The organism is Citreimonas salinaria, from assembly GCF_900107235.1.
In the GTDB taxonomy this organism is placed as follows: Bacteria; Pseudomonadota; Alphaproteobacteria; order Rhodobacterales; family Rhodobacteraceae; genus Citreimonas; species Citreimonas salinaria.
Genome location: NZ_FNPF01000019.1, coordinates 37934 through 58406, shown reverse-complemented (window position 1 = coordinate 58406; position 20473 = coordinate 37934). Strand labels below are relative to the sequence as shown.

Here is a 20473-nt window from a genome sequence, read left to right as displayed (position 1 = left end):
TGGGGGAACGCAGTCCCTGTCTGGCTTCTGCGGGTCACGGAGTGTGGGACTAATTTTTCAGCGCCACGGGGCGGTGATCGCAAGGTCTGCTCCTGCTGCGACAAGAGGAAGAAGTGCCAAGAGGGGAGACTGCGGATCTCGTCAAGAACACCGTTTGGGCTTCTACTGACGAGACAGGTGGAGCGCCGCGAGGTGCTCCGCTCGTTTTTTTTGCGACGATGAATGCCTCATCCGCCCGTGCCGAAGGGCTGCACCCAGACCACCAGAAGGACAAGGTAGAGCGCGTAGACGACTGGCAGGGTGAGGACCTGCCAGAGCCGGAAGCCCTTGCGCCCCCACCAGATGAAGGCGGCGTAAAGCGCGGGCATCAGGGCCACGAAGCTCAGCGTGACCCAGAACAGCTGGAAATCGTCGATCGTCATCCCGACGATCGTCAGCGGAATGAAGGCCAAGGTCATGGTCACGGCATGATCGCCGATGACGCTGGTCACGCCCGACGTGACCTGGCCGCTGCGGGCAACATACCAAGTCGCGAAGATTTCCGGCAGTGCCGCCACGGGAGCAGTGATGAAAAGACCGCCGATGATCTTGGACAGCCCGAACGCGGCCACGATCTTCTCGGTGGAAAAGACGGTGAAGTAGGCACCAATGGCCAGGGACGCGACACCGGCCGCCGCCAGCCGCTTCTCCTTTGAACTCCACTCGACCTCTTCGCTGTTGCCGCGTCCGCGCAGCAGGGCCTGCGTGACATAGGCAAGATAGCCCAGGAGCAAGAGCCAGCCGTCGAGGGGCTGGAGGCCACGCCAAGGCGCAGGCAGCGTCAGCAGGGCGAAGAGTGCGATGATCCCCAGATAGGGCAGGGCCTGCATCGTGACGGCCCGGCGATCCACCTCCAGGAGATGCGCCCGCCGATGCGCGGCGTGATTGTCATGCCCCTCGATGCGCTTCCTGCGCGTCGCGGCGTAGGCCGTCAGCACCATCAGGGGTATGGCGAGCACGTTCGACCCCAGAAGCGCGCCCAGGCCGATATCGCCGACACCGCGCAGGGCGCTGGTGGTGTTGATCCCGATCTCCGGAGAGGCCGCGGCGAGGCCGACGAAAGCGCCGCCGGCGGCCACCGAGAAGCCCCATTGCTTGCGCAGCTTCTTCAAAGGCTCCGCCAGATGCTCCGCGCCCCAATGGGCGGCCCAGACGGCAGCCAACAATACCGGTATCCAGATCAGAAGACTGCCGCTCATGCCATGTCCTGCGCTTTCCGGGAGGCAACGCCCTCGGGGCCGCGAGCGGTTCCGCCGGTTCTGGATGTCTCTCGATCAGGACGGTCTACAACGACGCTCTTCTTGTCCGGCCGGAAGAACAGCAGCCGAAGCGCGTTCAGCGTCACGAGGACGGTCGCGCCCGTATCGGCGAGAATGGCGATCCACAGACCGGTGACCCCGAGGACCGTGGTCACGAGAAAGACCAGCTTCAGACCGAGAGCGATGATGATGTTCTGACGGATGTTTGTCATGGTCGCGCGCGCGAGCCGGATCGTGCCCGCGACGTCTGTCACCCGGTCGCGCAGGATCGCGGCATCGGCAGTCTCGAGCGCCACGTCGGTGCCGGAGCCCATGGCAACGCCCACATGCGCGGCCGCGAGCGCCGGCGCATCGTTGATGCCGTCGCCGACCATCATCACTCGCGCCTCGGAGGTCAGGCCGTGAATGGCGGCGACCTTGTCCTCGGGCATGAGGCCGGCCTGATATGCGATGCCGAGTTGGCCCGCGATGGCCTGCGCGGTGCGGGGATTGTCGCCCGTGAGCATAACTGGCTCGATCCCGAGCCCCTGAAGTTCGGCAACCGCCCGCGCGGCATCGGGCCGCGGCTGGTCGCGCAACGCAATGATCCCCAGCGGCGTCGTATCGCCAAGCACGAGCACCACCGTCTTGCCCTCGGCCTCGAGGGCCGAGACGCGGTCGCGCGCTGCGTTGGTCATCTCGCCGCGCTCTTCGGCCAGCCGGGGCGAGCCGACCGAGATCGTCCTGCCGTCAATAACGGCCTCGGCACCTCTGCCAGGAAGCGCCTTGGCGGCACTGGCTGGTGCCGCGTCGATGCCTCGCTCCTCGGCCATGGCGCAGATCGCCCGGCCGAGCGGATGGCTGGCACCGCTTTCGACACCGACCGCGCGCGCCAGCAGCTCCGCCTCGCTCCCGGATAGGGCGATCACATCCGTCACGCGGGGCCGTCCTTGCGTGAGCGTGCCGGTCTTGTCAAAGGCGACATGCGTCGTGCGTGCCACCGCTTCGATCACGGCGCCGCCCTTCATCAACAGGCCCCGGCGCGCCCCGGTCGACAGGGCCGAGGATATCGAGGCCGGCACCGAGATTACCAAGGCGCAGGGACAGCCGATGAGCAACAGGGCCAGGGCACGGTAGATCCAGTCCTGCCACGCCGCGCCGAAGGCGAGCGGCGGCACGAGGGCGACCAGAATGGCCGCGCTCACCACGGCGGGCATGTAGACCCGGCTGAAGCGGTCGATGAATCGCTCGGTCGGCGCCCGCGCGCTTTCGGCTTCCTCAACGAGACGCACGATGCGCGCGATGGTGTTGTCCTGGGCCGCCTTCGTCACTCGCACGCGCAAGGCGGCTTCGGTGTTGATCGACCCGGCAAAGACCGCCGCGCCCGGCTCCTTGAGGCGCGGCACGCTCTCGCCGGTCACGGGGCTTTCGTCGACCCCCGAGGTCCCTTCGATCACCTCGCCGTCGCAGGGAACGCGGTCTCCTGGGCGGACCAGCACGGTCTGGCCCACCCGAAGCGCTTGCGCGGGCACCTCTCGGGTGCGTCCTCCGATCTCGAGCAGGGCCACTTTCGGCACGAGCCGCGACAGCGCGCGAATGCCTTCCCTTGCCTTGTTGGCGGAGAGACCTTCGAGCATCTCGCCCACCGCGAAGAGAAACACGACAAGCGCGGCCTCTTCCGCTTCGCCGATCACGAGAGCCCCCGTGGCGGCAATCGTCATGAGCATCTCGATGGTGAATGGCATGCCCGTCCGGAGCATGGCGATGGCCCGCCGCGCTACCGGTGCGAGACCAAGGAGCGTCGCGAGGACGAAGGCCCACTTGGAAATGTGGGTCGGCAGGAACAGGTGCGAGGCCGCGGCAACCGCCAGCAGCGCACCGGTGCCGATCACCAGATGTCCCTTCGACGTCTGATACCAGGATGCAGGGACGGGCTCGGCCGGTCGCGCCACGGTCTCGTCGCGGACGTCGTCCTCCTGCGTCGTGTCGGGAAACGCGCCATCCGGCAGGACAAAGCCGCCTTCGGGCCTTTCCGGCGCCGCACCCTTTGGCGCGATGCCGAAGCCGACGGCCCGCACCGCTTTCTCGACTTGCACTGGCAAAGTCTTTCCCTCGTCGAGGGTCAGGCGCAGCCGCTCGGTCATCAGGGCGACATCGACACCCGCCACGCCCGGAAGGCGTTCCACGGCCCCGCGCACCTTTGCGGCGCAGGAGCCGCAATCCATGCCCGTTACGCGCCACTCGTGTTGCCGGATATTGCCGCCCGCCATGGCGTTCTCCCCGCCGTGATTCCCGTTTGGCGTCCGATATACGACCTACAGCTGCTGTAGCTTCAAGCCCCTTGGCTCGCTTCGTTCAGCCATGCCACAGCGCCGATCCCCAGCAGGATCGCCATGCAAACGATAGCTACCGGTGGCGTGTGACGGGATTTGACCAAGCAGCCCGGGGCTTACACCGACCGCGGTCATGGGATCTGTGGGACGACCGTTCGCGTGAACTCAGCAAAGCGGCCCGTGATCTCGCGGCACCAGCTTGCCAAACCGCCGCTCCAAACCTACGGAGAGTATAGGTCTGGAGGGCGACGATGCTGACGATCGGTTATCTGGCGAAGATGACGGGCACAAAGGTGCAGACCATCCGCTATTACGAGCAGGTCGGCCTGATGCCCGAACCGGGGCGGACCGATGGCGGCCAACGCCGCTATGGCGATGCCGAGCTCGACCGCCTGTCCTTCATACGTCATGCCCGGCAGCTTGGCTTCTCGCTCGATGCGATCCGTGAACTGCTCGACCTCAGCGATCATCCCGCCCGGTCCTGCGAGGAGGCGGATGCCATTGCCCGGCGCCAGCTCAAGCAGGTCGAGCAGCGCATGGCGCGGCTCGACCTGCTGCGGTTGGAGCTGGAACGCATGATCGAGGAATGCAGCGGCGGGCGAGCGGCGGATTGCCGCGTGCTCGAAGTGCTGCGCGATCACTCGGAATGCCTGACAGACCACGAGAGCATCGGCACTTGAGCGCCGTCATCGCCTATCCGCTGGCCGCCATCGCCGAGATCGCGGGATGCTTCGCCGTCTGGGCCTGGTGGCGGCTCGGCGCCTCGCCGCTTTGGCTCTTGCCCGGCATGGCCTCATTGGCGTTGTTCGGATGGCTGCTCGCGCAGGTCGAAACGTCCACGGCGGGGCGTGCCTTCGCGGCCTATGGCGGCGTCTACATCGCCGCATCGGTGCTCTGGATGTGGATGGCGGAGGGGCACCGTCCCGATCGATGGGATCTCGTTGGGACGATGGTGAGCCTGACGGGCGCAATGATCATTCTCGCGGCGCCACGCGGCGCTTGAGTGGAAACTCTTGAAATCTGAGAACACCGAGAACCAGACGCAATTCAAGTTTCAGAAAAGGTGTCAGACCAGAGGACCCTCATCTTCTATGGGTTGCGAGTGCCATAAGACTGCCCTCCAAAAACGGCCGTTTTAGAGCCGTTGCAGCCGTCTGTTTAAGATCAGCAGCTTCGGCGCTCCACAATCCCACTTCCAAACTCTGCCGGTTTTGGTAGGTTTTGCGTTAGATCCTGTGGATCGTGGGCTCAACCTTGCAGACCCGCTGGGCGATCTCGACCACGTGGCGGTGATGCGTGAGATAGATTGCCTGACCGGCTTGCCCGATTTGGTCCAGCACCACGCAAGCTGCCTCGGTCCTGTCTTCGTCGAACGTCTCGAAGATATCGTCGCACAGGAATGGCAGGCGTACATCCTGGGTGATCAGCTGCTCGTACGCCGCCGCCCTTAGCGCGAGGTAGAGCTGGAATCGCGTGCCCTTCGACATTTCGTCGGCACGCTTCGATGCGCCATAGGCATCTATGGCGATCAGGGTCTCGATGGCCCCGTCCGGCTGCGTGCTCAGGCTGGGGTAGGCGCCTTTTGTCAGCGCGGAGAAGACCTTCTGCGTCGTGTCGAGCATGCCGCTGCGATGGGCATCGCGGTAGCGGCGAATTGCGGCATCGGCTTGGCGGATGCCCGAGTCGAGGATCATGTACTGCTCGACGATTGCCTCCATCTCGAGTTCCACCGCGCTCCTGCGCTCCATGAGCGCGGCGACCGTGTCCGATCCGGTCACGTTCGAGACCTCGCGACCCGCATCAACGCGCGCCGCGATGGCGTTCGAGACCGCGGCGTCGCACGCCTCTTCCGAACTCTGCGCGGTCTCGATGTCGGCCGCGAGATCCGCGGGGTCGACGCCGTCGAGGCTTGATCGTGCCTCCTCAATAGTCTCGACCGAGAGGTGCCGGAGCAACTCGGCCACGGCCTGCTCGCGCTCGCGCCGTTTCGTGATGATCGGCGAAGCGAGAAGTGCTTCCCGGCGAAGGTCTGCCAGCGTCTCGATCGCAACATGATCCGGGAATGCGCTGGCCATGATCCGGCAATCGTCCTCGAAGCCGCGGCGCTTGCCTTGCGCAACATCCCTCGCCGCCTCGGCCTCCGCGATGATGTTCGAGAGCTTCGCGTAATCGTCCTCCGCAGCGTGCGCGGCATTGGCCGCCGCACCGAGTGCATCGAAGGTGGAGAGCGGCGAGCCCGTAGGTTCCTGCGCGTACTCGGTGCAGAGCGCCTCCACCCGGGCCTGCAGAGCTTGCTCGTCATTTTCCATGGCCGAGACACGCTGCGCCGCCGTGGCGCGGCGCTGACCCTCTTCACGAAGCTCACGCAGCAGGCCGAGGGAATTTTCCATCGCCGCTGTATCGACGGTGTCTCCGAACCGGGCGACGACTTTTTCCCGCCACGCGCGGTTTGCCTTCGCGACTCCCGTAGCACACTTCTCGTACATGCCGCGGCGCCGGCTCGTTTCCGCTTCGGCCGTGGCGAGCTCGGCTTGCGCCGTCGTATGGGCTGCGCGTGTCGCGGCCTCGTTCTCGGCGATCTCCCGGGCTCTTGCGATGGCGGCCTGCAAGTCGAGGTTCCCGCCGGTCAGCCGCGGCCGCAGCGCCTCCAGAAGCGCCAGGGACCGCTCGAGCGTTGGCGCCTGCTTTCTGGAGACCTGATGGAACGCGTCTGCAGCCTTGGCCGCCACCGCATGGTTCGTGACCCAGCCGAGCCAATCGGAGATCGTCCGGGGCTCGGGAATCCCAGCTGCACGTGCCAGTGCGACCACGTCATCCAGCAGGGCCCGGAGGTTCGAGAGAGCAGTGTCGCGTTGCCCTCGAGCGACATCGAGAGCCGCGGCCGTTTCCGCGTCCGCAATTTCTGCCTGGCTCAGCTGCGCCAAGTCGCGTGCGCGCGACAGAGTAGCGTCAAGCGCATCGTCCACCCTCCGCATGGCGCTTTCGAAAAGCTCTGCGGTCTCGGCTGTGAGAGCGATCTTGTGCGCGGACCAGTGTCCGTCCCGATCGGCACGAAGCTGACGCGCCGTGGTGTCGTCAGTGGAATGATCCTGCTTGCGCAGGGCCGCGACGCGGGCCTGGCATTGCGCAAGATCTTTCTCGAGGTCCGCGATTTGCGCTTCAAGGATCGAGACGGTCTTGCCCAACGTCGCGCCCTGTTGTTCGACGCGCCGCGCCTCGGCTTCGCTCATCGGACAGACAGGCAGGTCTTGGATCGTCCGCGCCTTGATGCCCAGTGCCATCAAGCCTTGCTCGAGCGCATCGTGCGCCGCCGCAATCGCCTGGTCGGCCTTGGCCGCCTCTACCCCGAGAGCGTAGGCATCATGGCGCTCGAGTATCGCGCTGATGGCCTCTTGCGCGGGCAGCGCATCCTCGGCTTGCCGGACCGCCTTACGGGCGCGCGCCTCAGTCTCTATGGCGCCATCCAACTCGCGTTGAGCGGAGGCTTTCTCCTTGCGCGCGTCTTTCAGGCTGGAGAGGCATTCATCCAGTGCGTTGATCTCGTGCGCAGCCAGGACGACGCTTTCGAGTGTCACGTCTTCATGGAGCCCGATGTCGCGAACGAGCGCCCGCATGCGGTCCTCGCAGGCCTCACGTTCCGCACGACGCCGCTCTATGTCGTGCTGTTCGGTTGCGACCCGTTCCTTGAGGGTGCGGCATTCATCCAGTGCAGCAGAGAGCGGGAGGATCGGGGTGTTGCGAGATAGCCCCTCCCGTGTCCGGCCCGTTTCGTCGATTAGATTGCCCAGTCGCTCAATCTCCCGTTTCTGGGCGTTGTCCTCGGAGATCATGTCGACGAGTTTTTCGGGGTCGAAGTCGAGCGCGGCAGGATAATCCGAGACCTCGTCGAGCTCCGCTTCGAGGCTGTCGATGCGACGCAGGAGCGGGATCGCGTTCTGCATGGCCTTCAGCCGGCCGAGGCGTCTTGCGAGCCCGCTTCTTTCGGCCATCGCGTCCTGCTCCGCCTTTAGAGCGCGCTGCTGCTCCTGTTTGAGCGTCTTCCACTTGCTCGTGGTGACGTCGGCGTTCCGGAGATCGCGGTCGATCTCGGCGAGCTCGGACTTCAACTCCGCCATGCGGGTCTTCTGCGCCTGCTTGCGCCACAGATCGTCGCGCTCCTTGCGCATCTGGTCGAGCGCAGCAGTCAGGTCGGGCAGCCCTGAAGCAGCCGAGAAGAGCAGGGCGCCGATGTCGCCCTTGGCCTGCATGATCGCTTCGCCGCCTTCCTCGATAGTCTTGTCGTCAAGGCAAAGCAGGTCCCGGAAGTCCTTTTCGGTGAGCCCGCCGAGATGCGCGTTGAGCGCGGTGTCGGGAAGTGCGGCACCGGTCGCGTCCAGCAAGGAGCTGCCGCGTTTCTTCACGCGCGTGAAGCGAACCGTCTTGCCGTCGATGTCGAGCTCGGCCGAGACCTGGAGGTTCGCGAGTGCATGGCGGAACGCGTAGGCATCGCTGTGGGGGAAGCCGAATAGAAGCCGCAGCGCCGCCTCCATTGTCGTCGTCTTTCCTGCTTCGTTGCTGCCGTAGATGATATGAAAATCGCCCTGCGACCCGTCGCCGAAATCGAACTCGCGGTCGGTGAAATGGCCGAAGCGCTCAACCTGGAGCTTCCTGAAACGCATCAGCGTCCGACCCCGCCGAGCCGCGCCCGTACCATCTCTGCGCCAGCTGCCGCGCAGCGTGCCGCGAATGCACGCGCTGCTTCCTCGTCCGGAGCCACACGGGCGCGAACTTCGGCCGGGACGGCGCCCAGGACCGCGCCGAGGGTCGCTTCCGTGTCGGATGCGAAGGCTTCCTCGCCGCGCACGTCGCCCATCAGCGTGCCAAGCTCGGAAAGAGCACTCCCGGCGTCGCGTGCCGCGTCCGGCGCGGCCAGGTCGAGGACGAGCTTGTCGAGCCAGAGCCGGCCGGTCTCGCGCGCAATTTCGCGTGCAGTCTCGGTCCAGACATCGCGATCGCGCAGGATCTGCCAATGGCGCTCGGGTGCACCCGTCATGTGCAGCCTGATCACGCCCGCCGGATCCTGGCAGGCCTCCGCGGCATTCATGATCGTGTCCCGCATTGCCGCGCGGATCTCGTCGTCGGTCTCGACGTCTGCCCCGAGTACGATCGTCCGATGCTCGAAGGTCACGCCCGAGGTCGGCACTTCCTCGATCTCGATCCGGCCATCCTGGATCGTGAGCATGGTCGCGCTCTTGCGTCCGGCCTCGCCGATGTCGCGGCCCTGAGGCGTGCCCGGCATGACGATCCATGGGGTTGTCGCGTGGATCTGGCGCAGATGGACATGGCCGAGCGCCCAATAATCGAAGCCCATTGCCGAAAGCTCGGCCACGGTGCAGGGCGCATAAGGATCGTGCCCAGGGGCACCAGCGAGCGAGGTATGGAGCATGGCGATGTTGATCGCGCCGGCCACCGGCGCATCGAACCTGTCGAGCAGCGAGTTAGGCTCGTGACGGTCCTTGAAGCTCACGCCGTGGATCCAGACTTCATCGGATAACTGGTGCTTTCCGCCGCGGGCGGTGAAGACGTGGACGTTGTCGGGCATGTCGACCGCACCGGTGACCGGGCTTTCGGCGTCGTGGTTCCCCTTGATCAGGTAAACAAGGATGCCGGCTTCGCGGAGTCGGGAGAGCTGGCCGGCAAGGAAGGCTGCGGTCCGTGCGCTGCGCACCTGTCCGTCGAAGAGATCGCCGGCGATCAGAAGGGCGGCCACCTTCTCGTCGATCGCGACGACGACCAAGCGCTCGAAGGCGGCGCGCGGGCCCTTGTCGCAGTGGTTGCATCGCGGGCTGATTGATGCCGGATTGGATGCCGTTCTGATGGAGACGCGCCAGGTGAAGGGTGCCTTGAAGGCGATGCCCATCAAGACGGATCGCCGGGATGCCGAAGGCATTGCGCGTCTGCTCCACCTCGGCTGGTTCCGCCCCGTCCACTGCAAGTCAGCCTCGGCGCAGGAGGTTCGCGTCCTCCTGAGTGCTCGGAAGGCAATCCAGCAGAACATGATCGCACTGGAGATGTCACTGCGCGGGCTCTTGCGGAACTTTGGTTTGAAGGTCGGGGCGATCTCCCGAGGAAGGTTCGAACACCGCATTCAAGAACTCGCTGACGGCAATGCCATGCTCGAGACGGCGACAGCTCCCATGTTGCGGGCAAGGGCTTCGCTGCGCCAGGAACTGGCAGGTCTCGAAAGACTGGTTCGGCAGATGGCGCAGGACGACCCGGTCTGCATGCGACTGATGACGATGCCGGGAGTCGGCGCAGTTGTCGCCCTGACTTACCGATCTGCGATCGACGATCCGGGCCGCTTCACCTCTTCGAAGAACGTTGGCCCTTGGGTCGGCCTGACGCCGTCGCGCAACCAGTCCGGCGAACGTGATGTCTCAGGCGGCATAACCAAGGCCGGGGACGTGGGCTTGAGGCGCGCGTTGTGCCAGGCCGCAACCGTAATGATGAACCGGGGCCGAGCGACATGGCTGAGAAGCTGGGGCGCTCAAGTTGCAAAACGGCGGGGCAGGAGAAGGGCCATGGTGGCGTTGGCACGCCGGATCTCTGTCATCCTGCATCGCATGTGGGTCGATGGCACCACCTTCCGGATGGAGGCTGCGCCGACGACCTGATCAGTACCCGTCACCTGCCTGATCGCAGGCCCTCGAGGTCCCGCAGGGACGTGGTTCCGATGATGCCGTGCTCCAGACAGTTGCTGACATCCGTCAAGCACGCCTATGAGATGGGCACATCGGAATTGCACCGAACCAGCATCATGTCGGCAGCCAAGCGCTAACCACGGACCGAAGCATGTGCCCAAAAGGATCTCACTACAGGACGGCGTAGGGATCAGGGACGAGCACCGGAAAATGCCGCTCTCCTGCTTCGGCGGGTGCAATCCTTTTGCGTAAAATACATTGACTGGGACGGACCCGTTACCGAAGTCTGGAGCCTAAGCTGCGATCAGGCAGCGTTGGCGGGACGTTCGCGGGCGTGGCGGTTACGCAGCACGATCGCTGGGGCCGCCGGCAGCGCGGCGATTGCAAACATGACCTCGGAACGCGCACAAATCCGCGATCCGCGCGTCCAGAAGCCGGCCCACGAGATCATCGTGGCGCAACGGCGCGAAATCTCCGAGATGCGTTATCTGATCGAAGAAGTGTCGGAAGGCGAAATCGTCCAGTCCATCTATCAGGACCCGCCCGCCGAGGTCGGAACGATCGAGGCGGCGCTGAACAACACCCTGATCTCCACGCTCGATCCATCGACGATGCCGGAGGCGGAGGCGGACCAGATCCTCGATCCCGGCCCCCGCTGCACGTTCAACCGGACGCCCGAAGAGCACCCCATCCTGTGGGCGGCGCAGGACAGCGGCGCCGCCGCGATCAAGCTGAACGGTGTGTTGGTGCCGCTGGAGACAACCGGAGAGACCGAGACCGGCGGCAACGTCTTCGCGGCAGAGGGCACGCGTGTGGCCGTTGCGCCTCTCGGCGAAGAGGCCGAATGGCGCTCCAACGCAGAAATGGTCTTCGAGCTGGAGCGAGGGCTGACCGCCGGATACCGCGGCTTCTGGTCGTGTGCATAGCGACCGTGAGCGGCTCATGCGCACCGGACCAGGAAGTGCGGCCTTCGGTCTCGGGGCTCCGCACGCGCATCGACTGCTGCGAGCGCCGCGAATGCGCCGGCTGAAGCTTTGTTGTGCCGTCGCTGCTCAGGGGCGCTTCAAAGACCGCGAATTTCGGCTCAGTTTGACCGGCGTCAAATCCGGCGCCTCGTCCATCTGCTATCGATCCCGTGTGGGGCAATTAGGCCCTCTTACGGGAGAGCGAAATGAGACGCTTTGCGGCAACTGCCATAATCTTCCTGACGTCGGCTGCGGTCACTGCCGGAGGTCCGGTCTTCGCCGATCCGATCGGTGACAGTTACTACCACGGCCACATGAATGGCTGGGGTATGGGACTCATGGGTTTCGGCATGATGATCCTGTTCTGGGGCGGGCTTGCGGCTCTGATCGTCCTCGCGATCCGCTGGATCGGCGACCAGCGGACCGCTCCCGGTCGCCGAGATGCGATGGACGTGCTCAAGGAGCGCCTCGCGCGTGGCGAAATTGAACCGGAGGAGTTTGATCTGCGCCGCAAGCACTTGGAGAGCTGAACTTAGCAAGACTCGGACGCCCCACCCTTGCCCGAAAAGGCTGACTCAGCCTCGAACCCGATTGCTCGTTGGTTGAAGGTGCCGTTTCGCCGACGTCGATCGGCGCATGTGCGCTGCATGCCAGGGAGCAGGCCATCCGGCAGGTCCGCGTTGGGATCGAGATCAGAGAGGTTGGCGCAAGTTTCTAACTGCACGCTTCTTGACCTTCCAGCACTGGAAGACCCGATATCAGGTCCATCAGACAAGGAGACAGACATTGGATTTCCAAGTTCGAGGCATGACCTGCGGCCATTGCGAGCGGGCGGTCACACAGGCGGTCCGGGGGCTCGACCCCGATGCGAAGATCTCGGTAGACCGTGCGTCGGGCCGGGTATCGGTGGAAAGCGCGACCGATGCGAAGGTCATCCAGACAGCGATCGAAGACGAAGGATACCACGTTTCTCAGTGAAGCTCGGCCGCGCTTGCGCAGCTGGATAATGGACAGGAGCATATCTTGAAGACATCACTCATCCCGGCCGGTATTGCGGCCCTGCTGTTCTCGGCAGGTGGCGCGATGGCTCAGGGCAGCCACGATGGCGCCCAAGGCATGATGCATGGCGACGGCCAGGGCCACATGATGCAGGGCATGCACGGCGCCTCCCCGCAAGGAGATCACGCCGGCGCGGGGGCCCGCCACGACTCGCATGGTGCCGAAACCGCTGTTGAAACCGGGTCGCCCGCGAGCGATGCGTACCGCGCCGCCAACCTCGCGATGCACGAGGCTATGGATATCGAGTTCACCGGCAACGCAGATGTCGATTTTGCGCGCGGGATGATCGGGCACCATCGTGGCGCCATCGACATGGCGCGGATCGTCCTCCAACACGGCGAAGATCCGGGCCTGCGGCAGCTTGCCGAGGAAGTGATCGAGGCCCAGGAGGCCGAGATTGAGTTCCTGGAGAACTGGCTGGCCGAGAACGCCGAGTGAAACGAGCGTCGCTGCTGATCGGCACCGGCCTCGTCGCCGGTGCCGCGATCGTGGCCGTCGCCGCTTTCCGGGCGGAACGCGACGCGGCACCCGATGACGAGGTGTCGGCCACGGGGCAGGCGCTCTATGCGTATCATTGCGCCGCGTGTCATGGCGCGGAGCTCGAAGGGCAGCCGGACTGGAAGACGCGCCTGCCGTCCGGTCGCCTTCCTGCGCCGCCGCATGACGCCACCGGTCACACTTGGCACCATCCCGACGACGTGCTGTTCCGGATCGTGCACGACGGCACGGCGGCAATCGTCGGAAGCGGCTCGAGAGCGACATGGCAAGCTTCGGCGAGGTCCTGGAGGACGCGGAAATCCGGGCGGTTCTGGCCTACATCAAGTCGACATGGCCCGAACGCGAGCGGGCGTTCCAGGAAGAGGTGTCGCAGCGGGGCTGACCGTTGCTTCGTTGAACGGCAGAAGCGGGAGAGAATTGGATACCGTGCATCTTCACCCCCCGCCGCGAAGGCAAAAATGATGCGCCGCGCCCTGATCTGGCTGGCTGTGCTCGTGGCCATCGGGCTCGCCGCGTGGGGTCTCTGGGGCCCCCCGGGCCTCGCCGCCGAGATCGATCGCGAGACGCTGGACCGGTTGGTCAAGGCTGCCGGGGCAGCCGGCCCAGTTGTGATAGTGGGGTTCATGATCGTCGCGGTGGTGGCGAGCCCGATCCCGAGCGCCCCGATCGCCATGGCGTCCGGGGCGGCCTACGGCCATTTCTGGGGTTCGCTCTGGGTGATGACCGGCGCGGAGATCGGCGCGCTGATAGCGTTCGGTCTCGCCCGTGGTCTCGGACAGGGCGTCATGAAGCGCTGGTTCGGCGACCGGATCGAGCAGGGCCTGCTGGGATCTCAGAACGCGCTGACCGCAGCCGTCTTCGCGAGTCGCCTGATGCCGTTCGTCTCCTTCGATCTGATCAGCTACGCCGCGGGTCTCAGCACGCTGAAGTTCTGGCGGTTCGCTTTGGCGACACTCGCGGGCATCGCCCCCGCAAGCTTTCTGCTCGCTCATTTCGGAACGGCCGCGGCCAGCGGCGAGGCGGGTCTCTTCACTTGGGCCGCCGCGCTGGGTCTCGGCCTGGTGACCGGGGCGCCACTCGTCTGGGCCGCCTGGCGGGGCCGGGACCATGGTCCGCGCTGAGGCTGTGCAGAATCGTCCGCCGGCAGGGGCGCCGCACTCTACCGGCTCGCAAACACAGAGGTGATTGCCTGCGGCTTGCCACCTTGCACGAGCCGAGGATAGATGAAGCCCATGAGACTGCTGGTCCCATTCGTGAGGGTGCTATGCATCGCGCTCCTGCTACCTACAATGGTGTTGGCCGCGACGCAGACGGATCACGCGCCGACGTCGCACGATTGCTGCGACGACGCGGCGCTGACCTCTGCGCATCATGCCGAAGCGGCGGCGCAAGCCGACAACGCGGACGCGGGTCCCGGTAAGGGCGGGCAGCGATCCGGCGAGGCCTTTCACATCTCCTGCGGCCTGCACGCCTGCAATTGGATCGATGCGACGAACATCCTCGTGCCTCGCCCGGTCGGACTAATCGGCACGCGATACGCGGCGGCCGGAAGCGTGATGCCGCCGTTCATGCGCGCCGAGAGCCTGGACCGACCGCCCGCCGTTTCCTCCTGAAGCTCAGCCGTCCGAACGCCGTGGGAAAGGGTTCGGTAACCCTCACAAGCAGCTCTACCGGAGCCGCAGCTGTTCAGGAGACAGAATGAAGACCTACACACTTGCATCCGCCCTTGTCCTTACGTCCACCGCGGCCTTCGCCGCCGGCTCGGGCGACCATTCCCACGATATGGCCCGTCCCGTGGGCGAGCCAGGCAGCCTTGCTGAAGTCGACCGCACCGTAGAAATACGCATGATGGAGACGGACGGTGGCATGGGCTTCGATCCCGAGGAACTCGTGGTCTCCAAGGGCGAGACGGTCCGCTTCGACGTGAGCAACATAGGCGACCTCGCGCACGAGATCGTCCTGGGCACGAAAAAGAACAATCTCGCTCACAAGCAGGAGATGGCCGATATGGCCCAGATGGATCACGACGATCCCAATGCCCTGCGCCTCGCCCCCGGCGAGGAGGGTGAGATCATATGGACCTTCTCGAATGACGGCACTTTCCAGTTCGCCTGCCTGATCCCGGGGCACATGGAGGCCGGCATGCAAGGCCCGATCGCCGTCAAATGAGCATCATCGTCCCAAGCAAGGCGCTGGCGGCGGAACCGCCGCGCCGGACGACAGGAGAAACGACATGATCCAACCAACCACCACCCGACGTGCGGTCTTGTTCGGTGGTGCCGCTCTGGGCGCCGCGGCTTTATTGCCGCTCCGAGGTAAGTGAGTTTGATCAGGAGGCAGAATAGCCATGAGTTCCGAGTATGACAAAAACAGCATCAGCCTGACGGACGCCGTGGCCATGGGCACGGGGGTGATGATCGGCGCTGGCATATTCGCGCTGACCGGACAGATTGCCGCACTGGCCGGGCCACTCTTCCCGCTGTCTTTCGTCGCAGGCGCAATTGTGACGGCTTTCAGCGCCTACACCTACATCAAGATGTCGAACGCCTTTCCGTCCGCGGGCGGCATCGGGATGATCCTGACGAAAGCCTACGGGCCGACGACCATCGCGGCGGGGGCGGCGATGCTGATGGCGCTGTCGATGGTGATCGCCGAGAGTCTCGTAGCGCGTACCTTCGCGACCTACGTTCTTCGGCCCTTCGACATCACGGAGGGGCCGCTGGTGCCGGTTATCGCCGTTGCAGTGATCCTGTTTGCCTTCTTGGTGAACGTTGCCGGCAACCGGTCGGTCGGGGTCTTCTCGCTGGTGATGGCCGTCATCAAGATCGGCGGAATTGCGATATTTGGAATTGCGGCCCTGTGGTCGAGCGGCTTCGGCTTTGCCCCCGCGTCCGAGGTCGGCCACACGTTCACCGCGACCGGCTTCATTGCCTCAGTCGCCCTGGCCATTCTCGCCTTCAAGGGCTTTACCACGATCACCAACAGCGGTGCTGAGATCACCAACCCGCACCACAACGTGGGCCGGGCGATCACGCTCTCGATCACGCTCTGCGTCGTCGTTTATCTGCTGGTCGCTTTCGGTGTCGGTTCAAGCCTGACCATCGACCGTATCATCGAAGCGCGCGACTATTCGCTGGCCGAAGCGGCTGAACCTGCGCTCGGACAGGCAGGATTCCTTCTAACGGTGCTTCTCGCAGCGGTGGCAACAGCTTCGGGACTGCTGGCCAGCATTTTTGCGGTGTCGCGCATGCTGACGATGCTGACCGACATGAAGATGATCCCGCACAGCCATTTCGGCATGTCGGGTGGAATCCAGCGCCATATGCTGATCTACACGGTAGTCATCGGCTCGGCTGTGACGGTGTTTTTCGACCTTGGCCGGATCGCGTCTTTGGGCGTCTTCTTCTATCTGGTGATGGACATCCTGGTCCATTGGGGCGTCTTGCAAAACCTTCGAGCCGAGATCGGCGCAAGAAGCTGGGTCATGCTGACGGCAATCGGCCTCGATAGTGTCGTGCTTGTCGCTTTCGCTGTCATGAAATGGCAGCGCGACCCGGTGATCGTGGTCATCGCGCTCACTGGAATGGCGGCGGTATTCGCCTTCGAGTGGGTTTACTTGAGATTCTATCCGCCATCTGCAGAGATACATCATGGCGCTCACGCTGAGGCCCGTGACGAGGGGAAACCGAGTACTTGATCGCCTGGAGCCTCCGAAATTCCGAATGAAGGGTAAAAAGGACCATGACAAACTACGCTGGTCGCGACCCGCTGATCGCGTGGGTTGCGGCCGGAGGCATGATGGCCGTTCCCGTGTTCGAGCGGTTGTTTCTGCGACGTGCCGGACCACGCCTACATCAGCACGAGGTGTAAAGGCACGACCGTTAGGCTCGCACACGCGGTGACTGCGATTACACGTGTGCCTTCTCCGGCCCGGAGCATTCGCTTGATCCAAATCAATACCATCTTCCCGCCGTAGACCTATGACTGCAGTCGGGCATGGAGCGCGAGGCGAGGAAATGGACGGATCGACCAACTTGCACGCCAGGGTAGGCACAGCCGAAGAGGCCGGACGCTTAGTCTTGTTCCCCCGCCGGGCCCAGCGTCAGGGCGCCACCCTTTGCATCGCGAGAGGAGACAACGCTCTCTTTATGGGGCTCTGGCCATACAACCACTTAGTACGACCCGCGCAGCGGACAGGAGGCGCCAGCACCTCAGCGGCAGTCTTTCTCGCCGAGGCTTTCCCGTTTGACCTTCCCGCACGGGAGGGCTGCACGGTGACTCGCACCTGGAGAAGGATTGACCGATGAGCCGCGCACAGCAGAAGGCTCCGAACATGCAAGACGCGGCCGACGACACGGTTCCGGCCGGCTATGACGGCGCAGTATTCACCTGCCCGATGCACCCCGAGGTGCGGCGGACGGCCGCCGGGGACTGCCCAAAATGTGGCATGCATCTCCTACCCGAGGGCGAGGCGGCCGATCCGGCCGAGCATCACCAAGGGCATAGCCATGTCGCAGGCGCGGCGGCCGGGCAGTACGACAGTATCCCGGCGGAGTGGTCCGGGCCTATCTACACGTGCCCGATGCACCCGGAGGTGCGGCAAACGAAACCCGGCTCCTGTCCGATCTGCGGCATGGGACTGGAACTGGAATCTGCGGCCATGGCCGAAGAGGGGCCGAACCCGGAGCTCGTGGATTTCACCCGGCGCTTTTGGGTGGGCGCGACCCTCACCGTTCCGCTGCTCGTCCTCACCATGGGGCCATTCGTTGGCCTCGGCGGCGTACGGGAAATCTTCGGCGAGAGGGCGACGCTCTGGATCGAGTTCATCCTCGGCACGCCCGTCGTGCTCTGGTCCGGCTGGCCGTTCCTCGTGCGCGGCTGGAACTCCTTCCGAACGATGAACCTCAACATGTTCAGCCTGATCGGCATGGGCGTCCTGGCCGCGTGGTTGTTCAGCGTCGTCGCCGTTCTCGCGCCGGAGATCTTCCCGGCGGGGTTCCGCGACGCCGAAGGTCACGTCGGAGTCTACTTCGAGGCCGCGGCGGTGATTGTCACGCTGGTCCTCCTGGGACAGGTGATGGAGCTGCGCGCCCGCGAGGGTACCGGCAAAGCGATCCGCGCGCTGCTCGACATGGCGGCCAAATCCGCCCGCCGCATCCGTGCCGACGGCAAAGAGGAGGAAGTGCCGCTCGAGGAGGTGCAGGTCGGTGACCGGCTGCGCGTGCGCCCAGGCGAGAAGGTCCCGGTGGACGGCACCGTGGTCGAGGGCCGCTCCTCGGTCGATGAAAGCATGATCAGCGGAGAGCCGGTTCCGATCGAGAAGACGCCCGGCGCTCCGGTCACCGGAGCCACGATCAACGGCACGGGCAGCCTGGTGATGGAGGCGACCCGTGTCGGCGCGGACACGATGCTGTCACAGATCGTCGAGATGGTCGCCAACGCGCAGCGCTCGCGCGCGCCGATCCAAAAATACGCCGACAAGGTCGCGGGCTATTTCGTGCCCGCCGTTATCGGGATCGCTGCATTGTCCTTCATCGCCTGGGCGATATGGGGTCCGGCCCCGGCCCTATCCTATGCGCTCGTCTCCGCCGTCGCCGTCCTTATCATCGCCTGCCCCTGTGCCCTCGGCCTCGCCACGCCGATGTCGATCATGACGGCCACGGGCCGCGGCGCGCAGGCCGGGGTGCTGATCAAGAACGCCGAGGCGCTGGAGCGATTCGAGAAGGTGGACACGCTGATCGTCGACAAGACCGGCACGCTGACCGAGGGCAAGCCGCGCCTCGTCGCCGTCCTGCCGGAACCGGGCCACGACGAGGTCGAGGTGCTGCGGCTCGCCGCCTCGCTCGAGCGCGGCTCGGAACATCCGCTGGCCGAGGCGATCGTGCGCGGCGCAGAGGAGCGCCGGGTCGAGTTGGCGGAGGCGACGGACTTCGAGGCCGTCACCGGCAAGGGTGTGACCGGCAAAGTCGATGGAAAGCCCGTCGCGCTCGGCAACCGAGCGCTGGTCGAAGAGCTGGGCCTCGACCCTGCCGCGCTGGCGGAGAAGGCCAACGCCCGGCGCGACGAGGGCGAGACGGTGATGTTCGTTCTGCTGGGCCGTGAAATCGCCGGGCTCGTCTCGGTTGCCGATCCGGTGAAGGAGACGACGCCGGCGGCGCTGAAAGCGCTTCACGACCTCGGCTTCCGCATCATCATGGCGACCGGCGACAACGAGCGCACGGCGAAAGCGGTGGCGTCCCGGCTTGGCATCGATGAAATACGCGCGGATGTCCTGCCGGAGGACAAGGCCCGCATCATCCGCGAGCTTCAGGAGCAGGGTTACAGCGTCGCGATGGCCGGCGACGGGGTGAACGACGCCCCAGCACTTGCCCAGGCCGATGTAGGCATTGCCATGGGCACCGGGGCTGACGTGGCGATCGAGAGCGCGGGCTTCACGCTGGTCAAGGGCAATCTCGACGGCATCGTGCGCGCCCGGCGGCTGAGCCAGGCGACCATGCGCAACATCCGGCAGAACCTGTTTTTCGCCCTCGTCTACAACGCAGCAGGCGTGCCCATTGCGGCCGGCATCCTGTTTCCCTGGTTCGGCATCCTGATCAGCCCGATGTTCGCCGCCTTCGCAATGAGCGCGTCGTCGATCTCGGTCGTGCTGAACTCTCTCCGGCTCCGCACTCTGCGTTTCTAAAGGAGAAACCAAATGGAAAATCATCAAGCTCCTGCCGACGAACCCGTTCCAACGCGTGGAGGCCTTTTCAACTCGCCTTGGCGCTACACTCTCCTGGCCGTCGTGCTTGGCGCCCTGGTCCTGGGGTACGAGTACCGGGAGGCAATTTTTACCAGTGGGCTCCTGCTCTACCTGCCGATCCTTCTCTGCCTCGGGATGCATTTTTTCATGCACCGGGGCCACAAGGGAACCGGCGGACGTAATGAACATGACTGAGGCGGAACGCGATCAGGGGAGAGCAAGACGTGCAAGCGAAAGACGTCATGACGCGCGAGGTCGTCTCGGCGCATCCTGACACGCCAGTGGTCGAAGTCGCCCGGCTGATGATGTCGCACGGGATCAGCGGCGTCCCGATCCTTGACGACAGCGGGAGGCTCGTCGGGCTGGTCAGCGAAGGCGACCTCCTGCGGCGGGTCGAGCCCGAGCGATTCGCGCGCCAGTCGTGGTGGCTAACGCTCTTCGCCGGCGAGAAAGCCGAGGACTTCGTGAAGACCAAAGGACGGTACGCGCGGGACGTGATGACGAAGGAGGTCGTGACCGCCACCCCCGGCACGGAGCTGGGCAAGATCGCCCGCCTGCTCGAGACACGCCGCATCAAGCGGGTGCCCGTCGTCGAGGGCAGCCACCTCGTCGGGATCGTCAGCCGCGCGAACCTTCTGCACGCAATGGCGGCCAACCCGGCGCCGGCGCCCCAGACCGTGGTGCAGGACCGCGACCTGCGGGATGCGGTGACGAGGGCGCTCGAGGACGCGCCTGGCGTGAGCGCCGTGCAGATGAACGTGGTGGTCGCCGGCGGCACGGTCGACATCTGGGGCTACGTCCACACCGACGCGGAACGCAACGCCGCCCAAGTGGCGGCCGAGAACGTGCCGGGGATCAGGCACGTGCATCTCCACCTTGGGACGATGCCGGCTGCCGGCTATTGGGTGTGACGCTCCTT

Annotated in this window: 17 protein-coding genes and 2 pseudogenes; 15 read left to right on the top strand and 4 right to left on the bottom strand. The window is 65.1% G+C overall.

Going from position 1 to position 20473, the window contains the following annotated elements:
* Positions 1–227: 227 nt before the first annotated feature.
* Positions 228–1238 carry a sodium:calcium antiporter gene (locus tag BLW27_RS17860; protein ID WP_089885459.1) on the bottom strand — a complete coding sequence of 337 codons (1011 nt, stop codon included), beginning with the start codon at positions 1236–1238 and terminating at the stop codon, positions 228–230.
* Entirely contained in the window at positions 1235–3547 is a 2313-nt protein-coding gene (locus BLW27_RS17855) for a heavy metal translocating P-type ATPase (protein WP_177177977.1), read from the bottom strand. Before BLW27_RS17855 ends, BLW27_RS17860 begins: the two co-directional genes overlap by 4 nt.
* A gap of 314 nt (positions 3548–3861) precedes the next feature.
* Between BLW27_RS17855 and BLW27_RS17850 the strand changes: the two genes are divergently transcribed.
* Entirely contained in the window at positions 3862–4290 is a 429-nt protein-coding gene (locus BLW27_RS17850; protein ID WP_089885454.1) for a MerR family transcriptional regulator, read from the top strand.
* Positions 4287–4613: a YnfA family protein gene (locus BLW27_RS17845; protein ID WP_089885452.1), complete on the top strand. Its 327-nt coding sequence runs from the start codon at positions 4287–4289 to the stop codon at positions 4611–4613. The genes BLW27_RS17850 and BLW27_RS17845 overlap by 4 nt, the downstream gene beginning before the upstream one ends.
* A 223-nt stretch (positions 4614–4836) precedes the next feature.
* On the opposite strand, the gene BLW27_RS17840 is transcribed toward BLW27_RS17845, so the two are convergent.
* Together BLW27_RS17840 and BLW27_RS17835 are read right to left on the bottom strand one after the other, a co-directional pair.
* Positions 4837–8268 (bottom strand): YhaN family protein, encoded by a 3432-nt coding sequence (locus BLW27_RS17840; RefSeq protein WP_089885449.1) that lies wholly within the window; start codon positions 8266–8268, stop codon positions 4837–4839.
* The gene (locus BLW27_RS17835; protein WP_089885447.1) at positions 8268–9509 is read right to left on the bottom strand and encodes a metallophosphoesterase family protein; all 1242 of its coding nucleotides are present in this window, start codon (positions 9507–9509) and stop codon (positions 8268–8270) included. Before BLW27_RS17835 ends, BLW27_RS17840 begins: the two co-directional genes overlap by 1 nt.
* On the opposite strand from BLW27_RS17835, the pseudogene BLW27_RS17830 reads away from it, so the two are divergent.
* The 13 genes and pseudogenes from BLW27_RS17830 to BLW27_RS17770 all read left to right on the top strand — a co-directional run.
* Positions 9406–10263, top strand: a pseudogene (locus BLW27_RS17830) (IS110 family RNA-guided transposase); the annotation flags it as partial. The gene BLW27_RS17835 and the pseudogene BLW27_RS17830 overlap by 104 nt on opposite strands.
* 341 nt (positions 10264–10604) lie before the next feature.
* Positions 10605–11216, top strand: coding sequence for a hypothetical protein (locus BLW27_RS17825; RefSeq protein ID WP_143042337.1), 612 nt, complete (start codon positions 10605–10607; stop codon positions 11214–11216).
* 245 nt (positions 11217–11461) lie between these two features.
* Complete coding sequence (locus BLW27_RS17820; protein WP_143042336.1) at positions 11462–11785, top strand: SHOCT domain-containing protein; 324 nt, start codon at positions 11462–11464, stop codon at positions 11783–11785.
* A gap of 256 nt (positions 11786–12041) precedes the next feature.
* Entirely contained in the window at positions 12042–12233 is a 192-nt protein-coding gene (locus BLW27_RS17815) for a heavy-metal-associated domain-containing protein (RefSeq protein ID WP_245710935.1), read from the top strand.
* Positions 12234–12338: 105 nt separating this feature from the next.
* Positions 12339–12752, top strand: a complete 414-nt coding sequence (gene copM, locus BLW27_RS17810) for a CopM family metallochaperone (protein WP_245710934.1) — start codon at positions 12339–12341, stop codon at positions 12750–12752.
* 47 nt (positions 12753–12799) lie between these two features.
* A pseudogene (locus tag BLW27_RS17805) lies at positions 12800–13194 on the top strand (c-type cytochrome).
* 76 nt (positions 13195–13270) lie between these two features.
* Positions 13271–13933, top strand: a complete 663-nt coding sequence (locus BLW27_RS17800; RefSeq protein WP_089885438.1) for a TVP38/TMEM64 family protein — start codon at positions 13271–13273, stop codon at positions 13931–13933.
* A 111-nt stretch (positions 13934–14044) separates the two neighbouring features.
* Positions 14045–14425: a hypothetical protein gene (locus tag BLW27_RS17795; RefSeq protein WP_143042335.1), complete on the top strand. Its 381-nt coding sequence runs from the start codon at positions 14045–14047 to the stop codon at positions 14423–14425.
* Between the two features lie 85 nt (positions 14426–14510).
* Positions 14511–14981 carry a cupredoxin domain-containing protein gene (locus BLW27_RS17790; RefSeq protein ID WP_089885433.1) on the top strand — a complete coding sequence of 157 codons (471 nt, stop codon included), beginning with the start codon at positions 14511–14513 and terminating at the stop codon, positions 14979–14981.
* Between the two features lie 178 nt (positions 14982–15159).
* Complete coding sequence (locus tag BLW27_RS17785) at positions 15160–16509, top strand: APC family permease (RefSeq protein WP_089885431.1); 1350 nt, start codon at positions 15160–15162, stop codon at positions 16507–16509.
* Between the two features lie 636 nt (positions 16510–17145).
* Complete coding sequence (locus tag BLW27_RS17780) at positions 17146–19494, top strand: copper-transporting P-type ATPase (protein ID WP_342708085.1); 2349 nt, start codon at positions 17146–17148, stop codon at positions 19492–19494.
* Between the two features lie 12 nt (positions 19495–19506).
* Positions 19507–19749: a DUF2933 domain-containing protein gene (locus tag BLW27_RS17775; protein ID WP_089885428.1), complete on the top strand. Its 243-nt coding sequence runs from the start codon at positions 19507–19509 to the stop codon at positions 19747–19749.
* A 29-nt stretch (positions 19750–19778) separates the two neighbouring features.
* Positions 19779–20465 (top strand): CBS domain-containing protein, encoded by a 687-nt coding sequence (locus tag BLW27_RS17770; protein ID WP_089885426.1) that lies wholly within the window; start codon positions 19779–19781, stop codon positions 20463–20465.
* Positions 20466–20473: the final 8 nt, after the last annotated feature.